Annotated in this window: 12 protein-coding genes and 2 pseudogenes; 11 read left to right on the forward strand and 3 right to left on the reverse strand. The window is 70.9% G+C overall.

Going from position 1 to position 12,555, the window contains the following annotated elements; all coding sequences use genetic code 11:
• The first annotated feature begins 32 nt into the window (after positions 1-32).
• Both AC067N_RS31075 and AC067N_RS31080 read left to right on the forward strand, forming a co-directional pair.
• Positions 33-428: a DUF2267 domain-containing protein gene (locus AC067N_RS31075; protein WP_478682225.1), complete on the forward strand. Its 396-nt coding sequence runs from the start codon at positions 33-35 to the stop codon at positions 426-428.
• A gap of 52 nt (positions 429-480) precedes the next feature.
• Positions 481-927 (forward strand): DUF2267 domain-containing protein, encoded by a 447-nt coding sequence (locus AC067N_RS31080; RefSeq protein WP_478682226.1) that lies wholly within the window; start codon positions 481-483, stop codon positions 925-927.
• Between the two features lie 94 nt (positions 928-1,021).
• On the opposite strand, the gene AC067N_RS31085 is transcribed toward AC067N_RS31080, so the two are convergent.
• Together AC067N_RS31085 and AC067N_RS31090 are read right to left on the reverse strand one after the other, a co-directional pair.
• Complete coding sequence (locus tag AC067N_RS31085; protein WP_478682241.1) at positions 1,022-1,669, reverse strand: dihydrofolate reductase family protein; 648 nt, start codon at positions 1,667-1,669, stop codon at positions 1,022-1,024.
• A gap of 88 nt (positions 1,670-1,757) precedes the next feature.
• On the reverse strand, positions 1,758-2,801 hold the full coding sequence (locus tag AC067N_RS31090; RefSeq protein ID WP_478682227.1) for an acyl-CoA dehydrogenase family protein: 1,044 nt from the start codon (positions 2,799-2,801) through the stop codon (positions 1,758-1,760).
• A 332-nt stretch (positions 2,802-3,133) separates the two neighbouring features.
• Between AC067N_RS31090 and AC067N_RS31095 the strand changes: the two genes are divergently transcribed.
• The 9 genes and pseudogenes from AC067N_RS31095 to AC067N_RS31135 all read left to right on the forward strand — a co-directional run bounded on the left by AC067N_RS31095 (position 3,134) and on the right by AC067N_RS31135 (position 11,838).
• A complete protein-coding gene (locus AC067N_RS31095) occupies positions 3,134-4,021 on the forward strand; it encodes a glycoside hydrolase family 19 protein (RefSeq protein ID WP_478682228.1) in 888 nt (295 codons plus the stop codon).
• A 107-nt stretch (positions 4,022-4,128) separates the two neighbouring features.
• Positions 4,129-5,496, forward strand: a complete 1,368-nt coding sequence (locus tag AC067N_RS31100) for a phosphoinositide-specific phospholipase C-related protein (protein WP_478682229.1) — start codon at positions 4,129-4,131, stop codon at positions 5,494-5,496.
• A gap of 160 nt (positions 5,497-5,656) precedes the next feature.
• Positions 5,657-6,907, forward strand: a complete 1,251-nt coding sequence (locus AC067N_RS31105; protein ID WP_478682230.1) for a hypothetical protein — start codon at positions 5,657-5,659, stop codon at positions 6,905-6,907.
• 156 nt (positions 6,908-7,063) lie between these two features.
• Positions 7,064-7,567 (forward strand): GNAT family N-acetyltransferase, encoded by a 504-nt coding sequence (locus AC067N_RS31110; protein ID WP_478682231.1) that lies wholly within the window; start codon positions 7,064-7,066, stop codon positions 7,565-7,567.
• Between the two features lie 458 nt (positions 7,568-8,025).
• Positions 8,026-8,145: pseudogene (locus tag AC067N_RS31115) on the forward strand (lysine transporter LysE); the annotation flags it as partial.
• Positions 8,146-8,296: 151 nt separating this feature from the next.
• Complete coding sequence (locus AC067N_RS31120; RefSeq protein WP_478682232.1) at positions 8,297-8,902, forward strand: hypothetical protein; 606 nt, start codon at positions 8,297-8,299, stop codon at positions 8,900-8,902.
• Positions 8,903-9,232: 330 nt separating this feature from the next.
• Positions 9,233-10,052 (forward strand): annotated as a pseudogene (locus AC067N_RS31125) (NF041680 family putative transposase); the annotation flags it as partial.
• Between the two features lie 240 nt (positions 10,053-10,292).
• Positions 10,293-10,685 (forward strand): VOC family protein, encoded by a 393-nt coding sequence (locus AC067N_RS31130; RefSeq protein ID WP_478682233.1) that lies wholly within the window; start codon positions 10,293-10,295, stop codon positions 10,683-10,685.
• Between the two features lie 82 nt (positions 10,686-10,767).
• On the forward strand, positions 10,768-11,838 hold the full coding sequence (locus tag AC067N_RS31135) for an adenosine deaminase (protein ID WP_478682234.1): 1,071 nt from the start codon (positions 10,768-10,770) through the stop codon (positions 11,836-11,838).
• Here the strand turns inward: AC067N_RS31135 and AC067N_RS31140 are convergent.
• Positions 11,820-12,335: a mycothiol transferase gene (locus tag AC067N_RS31140; RefSeq protein WP_478682235.1), complete on the reverse strand. Its 516-nt coding sequence runs from the start codon at positions 12,333-12,335 to the stop codon at positions 11,820-11,822. The two genes, AC067N_RS31135 and AC067N_RS31140, sit on opposite strands and share 19 nt — an antisense overlap.
• Positions 12,336-12,555: the final 220 nt, after the last annotated feature.

Here is a 12,555-nt window from a genome sequence, read left to right on the forward strand (position 1 = left end):
AGAGAAGAAGCCGAAGAAGGGTGGCGGTGGACGTGGCCCTGCGACGTGAAGCGTTCCTCGACCAGGTGAGGGAACGCGGCGAGTACGACACCGAGCACGAGGCGGAACGCGCGGCCCGCGTGGTCGTCGCCCTGCTGGGCGCGCACCTGGTCGGCGAGGTGCGCGCCCGGCTGGCGGCGCGTCTGCCCGAAGACTTCGCACTGATACTGCTCAACCCTCTTGAGAGCGCTGAGCCGCTGCCGCCGGAGAGGTTCGTGCGGGCGACGGCGGTGTGGATCGAGGGGGCCACCGAGCAGACCGCGGCCTGGGATGTCGGCGCCGTCCTCAGCACGGTCGCCGACGCTGCCGGCCCCGACATACTCGACCAGGTCCTGCTCCAGCTCCCCGCGGGGTACGACCTGCTCTTCGGCCACCCCCAGCCCGCCTGACCGACCCGTACGTGCCCGCCCGCGAGGCGCCGGCACCAGCGACAGAAAGGCAATGACCCCAGTGATGTCCGACCGGCGTGCGCCGCTTGAGCACCTGCCCGCGACGACGTACGAGCAGATGCTGGAGAAGGTCCGCTACGAAGGCGCCTACCCCACCCGGGAACGGGCCGAAGAAGCCGTCCGCCTGGTCCTCGCGGGACTCGGACGCCAGCTGACGGGCGAGGAGCGCGTCGATCTGGCCGCCCGTCTGCCCCTCCAAGCCGCACGTATCCTCACCGAACAGATCCCCGACACCCAGCCGTTGACCGGATGGGCGTTCGTCAAGGACCTCGCAGGCCGCAGCGGCGCCTCGCCGGCCACCACCCGCTGGGACACCGGCTCCGTCCTCGCCGCCGTCGCCGCCTCGGCCGGCCCCGAACTCCTCACCCGGATCCTGCGCCGGCTCCCCTCCGGCTACGCGCTGCTGTTCGGCCGAGCCGAACTCACCCCGGCTGCCTGAGCCGGCTGGGGCCCCTCGTCCGCCCGGCAGCCGGGCAACCGGTGGGGCCTCGTGGACGCGACGCCGACGGGCCCGCGGGTCGCGGGCCCGTCGGTCACCGGCCCCTACGGGTGAACGTCAGATGGGTGACTGAGCTGGGCGAGGACGTCGCCTCGATCTCGTAGTCCTTCTCCAGCCCCTCCAGCCCGTCCCAGAGGCGTACGCCCCGGCCGAGCAGGACCGGGACCACCACGACGTGCATATGGTCGATGAGCCGGGCGGCGAGGAACTCGCGGACCACGGTGGGGCCCCCGCCGATACGGACGTCCTGGCCGCCCGCCGCCTCACGGGCCCGCTCCAGCGCTTCGGCGGGCGAGGCGTCGAGGAAGTGGAACGTCGTGCCGCCCTCCATGCCGATCGACGGGCGCGGGTGACGGGTGAGCACGAAGGCCGGTGTGTGGAAGGGCGGGTTGGGGCCCCACCACCCCTTCCAGTCGGGGTCCTCGTGCCATCCGGGGTGGCCGAACTTCCCCGCCCCCATGATCTCCGCGCCGATCCCGGGCGCGAACCGCCGCGCGAAGGTGTCGTCGAGACCGCCGTGCCCGCCGGACCCGCCGGTCATCTCGTGCCACCACCGAGTCGCGAACATCCACTCGTGCAGCCGTTCCCCGGCGTGACCGAACGGCGCGTCACGGCTCAGGCCCTCACCGGTACCGAAACCGTCGAGCGAGATGGAGAAGTTGTGGACGCGGGCGAGTGACATGCCCGGCGCCTCCTTTCCGCTGCCGTTCGAGCCGCGTCGGACCGACTCGGTCATGGCACGATGATGGCCTCCGAGACACGTCGCCCACTCAGTACGCGGCCGACAGTGCCCCCAGATGGGCCCGGCGCACCTCCGCCGTCTGCCCCTGCACCAGCAGGAACATCGCCTCCCGGGCGAGACGTTGCGCCCGGTTGTCCAGGGCCAGCGCACGCCCGCCGCCGGTGACCAGTGCGGCGGTCGTCGCCGTGCGCATCAGGTCGAACGCCTTCGTCTTGAGTGCCAGCCGCTCCTCCACGTGCTCGTGCGGCGCAGGATGGTCGGCGAGGGCGTACGCCTGCCGCCGCACCTTGTCCAGGCGAAGTCGCAGCCCCTTCGTCGTGGGGTCGTCCTGGTCCAGCAGCGCCAGGGCCGACTCGGCGACACCGAACACCGCGGGTGAGGCGTTCGCGGGCTTCGGCCGGTCGCCCGCCGCCCAGCTCTCGTACGGGGCGTGCAGCGCCACCGCATCGTCGGGGATCCACAACCCGTCCAACTCGAGCGAGACCGTACGGGCGGCGGTGAGCGCCGCCAGGCGCATCGGCGCCGACGCTCTCAACCCCGACTGCTGCCTCGCCTCGGTGAACGCGAACACCACCTCGTCCGCGTCCGTCACCCCGGCCAGCAGCATCACATCGTTCAACCCCCACCCCGTGTACCAGGGAACCGTCCCGTGGAACCGCCACCCTCCGCGCCTGGGCACGGCCCGGACCGGCACCTGCGGATACCGCCGCAGATGCGCGTACGCCACCCCCGACAGCAGCTCACCCGTGGCCAGCTTCGCCAACAGCCTCTCCCGAGCCGGGAGTTCGGTCTTGATGAGGGTCAGTACCGGCGTGTAGTGCTGTGCCTGCACGAACCACGTCGAACAGCACGCCCCCGCCAGGATCTCCGCGATCTCCCGCGCCACGGAGTTCGGCGCCCCCGAACCGCCGTACGCCTGAGGTGCGTTCACCCCGAGCAGCCCCGACTTCTTGATCGCCTCGATGCTGCTCGCGGGCACCTGCTCCTGATCGACGCGCTCGGCCCGGGGTGCCAGCACGTCGGCGGCGAGACTGCGCGCCCGGACGACGAGAGGATGCGGTGACGTGGTCATAGGAGGATTCTCCCCGTCTCCGCACCGGAAGATCACCCCTTCTCCGACCGGGAGACCGCACGCCCTCCGCCGTGGGCCGCAGATCCCTGAGCACGGCGGCCGGCCGGGCGGCGTCGCGCCCGGGACACCCGGCCTGACCTGGAGGCAGGCGACTTGACTGGTCTACACCCTTGACTGGTACAGACCAACGCGGTTGAGTGTGCCACCACACCCCCACCACGGCTGCCCCGCGCCGTGGCCGGCCCTGCCGGCATGTGCGCGCGAGGCCCTCCCCGTCATGCCCTTCGGGCCCTCGACCAGGTGCGGCCGTGCTCCACGAAGGAGTTGATCCCGTGTCGAGGCGCCGTCTCCCCGCCCTGCTGACCGCGCTGGTCATCGGCGGGTCCACGCCCCTGCTGCTGCCCGCCCAGAGCGCGAGCGCCGCTCCCTGTTCCAGCTACCCGAACTGGGTGGCCGGCCGCTCCTACGCCGCCGGTGACATCGTCCGCTACACCGACGGCCGGGCCTACATCGCCGAGCACGCCAACCCGGGCTACGACCCCACCATCAGCACCTGGTACTGGGAGCCCTACGCCTGCGAGAACGGCCCCGCCAACCCTTCCGGGTTCGTGGTGAGCGAGGCGCAGTTCAACCAGATGTTCCCGAACCGGAACTCGTTCTACACGTACAGCGGACTGCGGGCGGCCATGAGCGCCTTCCCCGCCTTCGCCACCACCGGCAGCGACACCGTCAAGAAGCAGGAGGCGGCCGCCTTCCTCGCCAACGTCAACCACGAGACGGGCGGACTGGTCCACATCGTCGAGCAGAACACCGCCAACTACCCCACCTACTGCGACTGGAGCAGGCCCTACGGCTGTCCCGCCGGCCAGGCTGCCTACTACGGCCGGGGCCCGATCCAGCTCAGCTGGAACTTCAACTACAAGGCGGCCGGTGACGCGCTGGGCCTCAACCTGCTGGGCAACCCCTGGCTGGTGCAGAACGACGCGGCCGTCGCCTGGAAGACCGCCCTGTGGTACTGGAACACCCAGACCGGCCCCGGCAGTATGACCGGCCACAACGCGATGGTCACCGGAGCGGGCTTCGGCCACACCATCCGCAGCATCAACGGCTCGCTGGAGTGCGACGGCAAGAACCCGGCGCAGGTGCAGAGCCGCGTGAACGCCTACCAGCGGTTCGTACAGATCCTCGGGACTTCGCCGGGCGGCAACCTGTACTGCTGACGGCGGCCCGTCGGTCATGATGTCATGCACCTGACTTCGATATCGGGGTCCGGCTCCCCTCGTGGCCGGGCCCCGTCCCCGTCCCCGTTCCGACGAAGGGCACCCCCATGCCGAGCCCCCGTACCGCCTCGCTCGCGACCGCCGTGGCGCTGGCCGCCGTCGCGGCCGCCCCCGCGCCCACGGCCTCGGCCGCGGTCCCCGCTCCGGGCGCCTACTACGTGCAGAGTGCCACCACCGGACTCAACGCGGCCGACGCCGGGGGAGCGGTGGAACAGCACCGGCCCAAGGGCAACGAGGACCGCCAGCAGTGGACGCTGCGGGCGAGCGGATCCTCGTACGTCCTGGAGAGCGTGGACGCAGCGGGCAGCTGCCTGGGCCGCTCCGGCGACCAGGCCAGAACGGTCGCCTGCACGAGCGGCGACGCCGCCTGGGACATCACCGACCTGGGGTCCGGCCGCCACCGGCTCAAGGTGCCCGGTGCCGAGCGCTACCTCACGGTCGGCGCCAAGCCCTCCGGCGCCAACTACCCCGCCCGGCTGGTCACCGGCGGGGCGGGCGATCTGGCCGCCTGGTACCTCACCCCGGTCGACCCCGCCACCAGCCCCATGCCGCCGGCCGGGCAGCGCACCCTGGACCAGGTCACGTTCCTCACCGCCCACAACGCCTACGCCAACGGCGTCGACGGCGGCTTCGCACCGCCCTTCGTCAACCTGGTGCCGAACCAGACGCGCGGCATCAACCAGCAACTCGCCGACGGCGTACGCGGATTCATGCTGGACATCCACCAGACCCCCGACGGCGCGATCCTCTGCCACAACAGCTGCACCCTCGTCAGCCGGCCCGTCGCCCTCTGGGTCGACATCCAGCGGATGGTCGACTTCCTCAAGCAGAACCCCGACCAGTTCCTCACCGTCTTCCTGGAGGACTACGTCGACCCGGCCGTCCTCCGCTCCGAACTCGCCCGTGTCACCGGCCTGTCCGACGTGCTGTACCGGCCGGACCAGACCGGTGTGCGCACCAACGGCTGGCCGAGAATGGCCGATCTGATCGCCGCCAATGACCGCCTGCTGATCTTCACCGACCGCAGCCGCGCCTCCGACCAGGCATCCGGCCTCACGCGGGACACCTTCGGCGTCATGTACCAAAAGGAGTGGACCGTCGAGAACTACTGGTCCATGGGCGGCGGCATCGGCGCCTCCGACTGGTCCTGTTACAGCCGCTGGTACGACGCCACCACCAACATCCCGCTCACCCGCACCGAGTCCGCCTTCAAGCCGCTGTTCGTCATGAACCACTTCCGCGACGTCGGCCTCACGGCCACGGCCCGCAACGACAACGCGAAACTGGCCGACCGGGCCCAGCGCTTCTGCCGGCCCGCCGCCCGCAAGAAGCCGAACTTCCTGGCGGTCGACCACTACGACCTGGGCAACGCGGCGTCGGCGGTGACGACCCTGAACACGTACACGTACCCGTAAGGTCGTACACCCCGACTTGGAACTCCTGGCCGGTGGACACCTCCGGGCGGGACCAGTGGCGACACACACGCACGGGGTCGGAGCGCAAAGCAGCCCCAAGCGGTTCATATAGGCTGCCTGTTCTGCCCCTGTCGTTCGTCACCACTCGGGAGAGTCATCCGTGAGCGTAGCCACCGCCCACTCCGCGTCGGCCCTACCGCCCGCCGACGAGACGCCGGCGACCGGGGGAGTGCCGGCGCAGGACGAGGGGATCTGGGTCGAGCCGGGCGCCGTCGACGCCGAGACTCCATCCGAGGGGGCCGGCGGCCAGGTGCCCGCTCAGGCCTCGGGCGACGCCACCGCGGCCACCACCGCCCCGGACGCCGCGACGGACTCCGACGAGACCGGGGGCACCGAGGGCTCGGAGGGCTCGGAGGGCGTCGTGGACGAGCAGGTCGCCCGCGACGCACGTGACTTCGGGGTGTACGCGCGCACCGGCGGCTGGGCCTTCGCGCTGAAGGTGGCGCGGAGCGTGCGGCCCGGCGGAGAGCTGCCCGGGGAGACGGCGAAGGTGTCCGCGAAGCGGTTCGCCGAGCTGGCCGGGTGCTCGGCGGAGCGGGTCATGCGGTACTACAAGGCGTGGGACAAGGCGGCCGACGACGGCATGGTCCCGCACTTCGAGGCGCTCGCCCCCGGCGCCGAGATCGACCTGCCCGACTCGGACGTGTGGCTGTCGTACTACAGCTCCCGCTCCAGCGCGACCTCCGACCGGGGCACCGCCATCACCGCGGCCGCCGAGGCCGAGGGCATCCGCCCCACCAAGGCCCTGGAGGTCGCCGAGAACCCCACCGCGCTGCGCGCCGCGATCCTCGCCGACCCCTCCACCGCGCAGGCGGCCCGCACCGCTCTCCTCGACCGTCTCAAGGAGGACCCGTCCCTCCAGACGGAACTCGCCCGTGACATCGCCCGCACGGAGGAGCTGAAGAAGGCGGTCGCGAGCGAGACCCAGGCGGCCGGCCGGATCGCGTACGTCCGGCAGATCGTGGAGAACGGCCAGGTCAAGACCCCGGCCGGGCAGGTCATCGACGCCTCCGCCGAGCTGCGCGCCGAGGCCGAGCGGCACCTCTCCCTCATCGACGAGCTGGACGACGACGAGGACACCGGCGAGTGGGCGACGGAGGCGTACGACACCGTCAAGGAGCTCGTCGTCCAGACCGTCGAGTCCAACCCCGAGCTGCGGGTCCAGGAACGCCGCACGAAGTTCTACAGCAGCCTCCAGAAGGCGACGAAGGTCTTCGAGGAGCTGACCCTCGACGACGCCGTGGACCTCGACGCGATCTACGAGGACGACATGCTCCAGCGTCTGGAGGAGCTCCAGGAGGCGCTCAGCACCTGTATCGCCGCCCTCCGGAAGGCGTCGCCGGGCGACTGATCCCACGGCCCCCGCCCTTCACCTCCCCCTGATGCACTCTGCCCCCGCAGGGGGTCTCAGAAGCCGTTGGGCCCTGCTCAGCATGAGAGCAGGGCCTGGCGGTATGCGGGGAAATCCAGGGGAGCGGACGGCCGCGCGGTGCTACGGTCGGGCGCCATGAGCTGGCTTCCCGATGACTTCGTCCACCCCGTCCTGGTACCGCTGCCGGGCGGTGGTCATCACCTGCGGCCGATCCGGGAGGCGGACACCCCGCTCGACTATCCGGCTGTGATGGGTTCACGCGAGCGGCTGTGGACCATCTTCGGCCCGGCCTGGGGCTGGCCCGCGGCCACCATGACCTACGAGGCCGACCAGGCCGACCTGTTGCGGCACGAGAAGGAGATCGCCGCACACCAGTCATTCAACTACGCGCTGTTCGACGCGGCGGAGACAGCTCTGCTCGGCTGTGTCTACATCGACCCACCGGAGAGGGCCGGCGCGGACGGCGAGATCTCCTGGTGGGTGGTGGACGAGCTGGTGGGCAGCAAGGTCGAGCAGGCCCTCGATGCGCTGGTGCCTCAGTGGATCGCCGCCGACTGGCCGTTCGAGCAGCCGCGCTTCCTCGGCCGCGAGATCGCCTGGTCGGACTGGCTCGCCCTGCCGGAGCATCCCGACACGTAAGTGGTTGTTGCACGTACTGACCTCGAAGGCTGTCAATCGAACGGGAGTCTAATCGGGTGACTGCGGCGGTTTCCGCGCGTGAAAGCAGGGCCTCCTGGTAGCTCGGGGGTGCGATCCCATTCCGAGTGGTTCCCGGAGGCCCTGTTGTCCTTGTTGTACGTGCCCGAGCACGGCGACCTCAACTCGCCCGCAGTGTCGTGCGATTGCCTCACGCACAAGTACCGCGCTCAACGCCCCTGGGTACGGCTGGACCTGACGTGCAGGACAAGCGAGACGACCGCACAGGTCACGACGGCGAAGATGGCGCCGCCATAGTTGTCCTGGGTGCTGCCAGCTGCGATCAAGGTCCCGGGCTGACTCCGGCCCTCGTCGCCTCTGGTCTCCACCGCTTTCCAGAGCGGCGCCCCGTTCACCCACTCGAAGAACTCCATCGTGGCCGCCCGCGCCTTGCTGATGGGGCCACCGCCCGGGACTGGTTCGCCCGCTCACCCCGGCGGCTCTCCCCGGTCGGCGGCGTCGGCAGCATCACCATGATCGGCCTGGGCGTCACCGTCGCAGCGACCGGCCGCAAGGACTGAGGCCCGGGCGCCCGCGTTGTCATGGCCATCCCCTAAGGTGATCGCCTAGTTACTGGATTTTCTCATGTGTGGGAACCGGGGGAGTAGCTCAATGAGGGATGGCCGACGGATCCGCGCGCCCAGGCGGTGGGCGTGTGCCGCTGTCGTCGTCATGACCGCACTGTCGGCGTGCGGCAACGGCGACACGGCGGACACGGCCGAAGCCGGAGGAGACGAGTCGCCGGCAGCCTCGGGGACCCCCTCGCCGGGCAAGAACGCGACCGCCCAACCCGAACCGAAGAAGATGCCTTCGGCGCGCGAGCCCGTGCTGCACGTGGACGGCAAGTACACGTACACCGTCCAGATCCTCAAAGCCGAGACCGCGGTGAACGTCCCAGGCACTCCTCCGCCGGCCGGCACGATGGCGCTCACCCTGCTCCTGCGCGTGGAGGCCGAGCCCCGCAACCGCAGCATTCACGCGCCCTACGCGGCGCTGGCGATCGACTATCCGAGCCTCAAGGACGAGCTTGATTCGCACATCGGGGGCGTACTCGACGGTGCAACGCCGTACATGACCGAGGACCAGATGCTTTACGGCGGCGAGGGAGCGAAGGGCATCGACTCGGTGTTCGGCACCCTCCAGCCGAACACCGTGTACTACCACTGGGCCTGGCAGATCGTGTCGGAGAAGGCGAACCTGGAGGGCGCCACACTGTGCGAGCGGGGAATCTCGGATGTCAGTTGCATCCCCGTCGGTGACATCACCGCCGCCGAATAACTGACGCGGGGGCGCCTGGCCTCAGCCGTCCTTCTCGGTGTCGGTCCCGCCGTCACCGCCGCCCGCCGAACTCCCACTCGTACACCTCACTCTCAGCTTGGCGTTTATCCTCACAGGTCACCCGACCTGCTGATCTGCGGATCTTCCCGGGACAGCAGGGGTGGCCGTCCTCCACGCTTCGAGATGTCGAGTCACGAAGCATGAGAGAACGGCCGCTGCGTATGAGTCTCCCGGGGCGACGCGCCCGCAGGCGACGCATTGGGCATCCTGTCCCGCTTTCGGGTCGAGTGCTACGAATGCCTCTACGCTCGCCGGGACGCGCTCTTCGAGCTCACGGACGCCCTGGCCGACCTGCCGGTCGTGCTGGTCGGGCGCCTGCGCTCGGACCGGGTCATGCTCCGCGACCCAGGCCCCGCACGTTCCGGCCCGAAGGGCGGGCGGCCCCGCCGGCACGGCGGCGTCCTCACCTTCGCCAAGCCCGACAGCTGGCACCAGCCCGACGCCACCACCAGCACGGACATCACCCGCTACGGCAAGGCCGAGACGATCGCCTGGGACCGGATGCACCCCAGACTGACCCACCGCGGCCCATGGCTGGACCACGCCAAGGAAGAACTACCCGTCCTGCACGGCACGTTGGTGCGGCTGCAGGTCGAGCACCTGCCGGGCGACCGCGACCCGAAACCGGTCTGGCTGTGGTGCTCAGCCACCGCCGCGACACCGGTGGACGTGGACCGCCGGCAGCAGTCCCTCCTTCGCAGATTCGATCCAGAGCACACCTTCAGGCTCCTGAAGCAGACGCTCGGCTGGACGGACCCGAAGGTCCGCCACGCCGACAGCGCCGACCTGTGGACCTGGCTCATCATCGCCGCCCACACCCAGCTCCGCCTCGCCCGCCCCCTCGTCGAGGACCTGCGCCGCCCCTGGGAGCGACCTGCCGAGCCCCGCCGCCTCACTCCCGCCCGCGTCCGCCGGGGGTGCGCAACGTCCGCGCGACGGCGGCCCGTCCGGCAGCCGCACCGAAACCGTCCAAGCCGGGCCCGGGACAACCTCCCGGCTCGAGAACAAGCACCGGGCCAAGCGCCACGACGTCGGCAAGACGGTCGAACGCGCCGAGTCGATCAAAGAACACCAAGCCCGCCGAGGATAAACGCCAAGCTCAGGTGTTCCTTCACCATGGCCGCCCGGGTCGCCCAAGGTGAGACGACCCGTTGGTCGTGCCCCGCCACCCGTGTCACGCCGGTCGTCACGGCCCGTCCCGCCGCTCCCGGGAATCGCCGGTTGCCGTACCGTGGGTGTTACGTATAACCTCCCGGGAACCCCGAGCGAACCTCGGCAGATCACCGCACCACCCCGCGCGTGAACCGCGCCCCACCCGAGAGGCCCGTCGATGAGACGCATCGCCCTGGTCGCCCTCGTGGTCGACGACTACGACGAGGCGATCCGCTTCTACACCGAGGCGCTCGGCTTCCGGCTCGCCGAGGACGCCCCGAGGCCCGACGGCAGCCGCTGGGTCGTCGTCGAGCCCGGCACCGCGGGCGCGGGCAGCGGACTGCTGCTCGCCCGGGCCAGGGACGAGGCCCAGCGCGGCCGGGTCGGCGACCAGACCGGCGGGCGCGTGGGCTTCTTCCTCCACACCGACGACTTCGCCCGCGACCACGCCCGGATGCTGGCCTCGGGCGTCAGGTTCCTGGAGGAGCCGCGCCACGAGCCGTACGGCTCGGTCGCCGTCTTCGAGGACCTGTACGGAAACCGCTGGGACCTCCTCCAGCCCGCCGACTGAGCCGCCGCCGGCCGAGCCGCCCCCGGCCCGACCGGCGAACCCGCTTCACACCCACCGCACCACCTGCCGAGGAACGAACGCCATGACCGCGCCCCGCATCGACGCCGACACCATCCGCCGCCTCCCCAAGGTCGTCCTGCACGACCACCTCGACGGCGGACTGCGCCCCGCCACCCTCGTGGAACTCGCGGCAGAGGTCGGCCACACCCTTCCCGAGACCGACCCCGAGGGCCTCGCCGCCTGGTTCTACGAGGCCGCCAACTCCGGCGACCTGGTGCGGTACATAGCCACGTTCGAGCACACCCTCGCCGTGATGCAGACCCGCGAGGGACTGCTGCGCACCGCCGAGGAGTACGTGCTCGACCTGGCCGCCGACGGTGTCGTCTACGGCGAGGTCCGCTACGCCCCCGAGCTGAACACCAGGGGCGGGCTCGCCCTGGCCGAGGTCGTCGAGACCGTGCAGGAGGGCCTCGCCGCCGGCATGGCCAAGGCCGCGGCCCAGGGCACCCCGGTCCGCGTCGGCACGCTGCTCTGCGGGATGCGCATGTTCGACCGGGTCCGCGAGGCCGCCGACCTGGCCGTCGCCTTCCGGGACGCCGGTGTCGTCGGTTTCGACATCGCGGGCGCCGAGGACGGCTTCCCGCCCGCCGACCACCTGGCCGCGTTCGAGCACCTGCGCCGCGAGAGCGTCCCCTTCACCATCCACGCCGGTGAGGCCCACGGCCTGCCCAGCATCCACCAGGCCCTCCAGGTCTGCGGCGCCCAGCGCATCGGTCACGGCGTCCGCATCACCGAGGACATCGTCGACGGCAAGCTCGGCCGCCTCGCCTCCTGGGTCCGCGACCGCCGTGTGGCGCTGGAGATGTGCCCCACCTCCAACCTCCAGACCGGCGCGGCGACCTCCATCGCCGAGCACCCCATCACCGCCCTGAAGGACCTCGGTTTCCGCGTCACCCTCAACACCGACAACCGTCTGGTCTCCGGCACCACCATGACCCGGGAGATGGGCCTGCTCGTCGAGGAGGCCGGCTGGACCGTGGACGACCTGCGCACGGTCACCGTCAACGCCCTCAAGAGCGCGTTCATCCCGTTCGACGAGCGCAATGCCCTGATCCGGGACGTCGTGCTGCCGGGCTACGCGTCCGCGCGCTGAAGCAGCCCCCGCACATAGGCGGCCTGGCCGGCATGCTGAAGATCGTCGGCCAGGACGCTCACCAGGCGGACGCCCAGGCTGACCGGCGGATCCCAGCGCTCGTCCACGATGCGGTCGAGGTGCCGGCCGGTCAGCCCGCGCACATATCCGAGGGTCTGCTCGTGCACGGCGTCGTAGTACCCGGTCAGCAGGTCGGCGGAGTCGACCCGCACCTTCCCGACCTGCGCCGAGCTGTGCCCGTATCCCGTGTCGTGGCGCGGCAGACCGAGCCCGAAGCGCTTCTCCCAGCCCTGTGACCCCCAGACCTGGTCGAGCCCGGAGGCATCGGCGACATGGTCGTCCTGGATCCGGGTGAGGTGCCAGACCAGCCAGGCGATGGAGTTGGCGCCGGGGGCGGGGCGGGCGTGGAGGTCCTCCGGGGACAGCCCGTCCACCGCGGCGTGGACCTCCTCCTTGATCCGGCCGTACGCGTCGATGAGAACGCCCTTCACATCCATACGACCACCATCGGCCATCGGCGCCCCGCCCGCACCGCCCCGAGGGCGACACCCGCGCTCCCGGACCTGGCCGACCGACCTGCCGACAGGTGGCCGTCCGACCGGCCGGTCGACCGGGAAGGCCGCGGATGCTCCTATGGATGTCAAGCCGCAGGAGCGAGGTCGGTTTGCGTGATTGGTTCGGTTGGTGTGCTGGTGAGAGCGCGGTAGATCTCGCGGG

It is taken from the genome of Streptomyces sp. NPDC042364, from assembly GCF_056437585.1.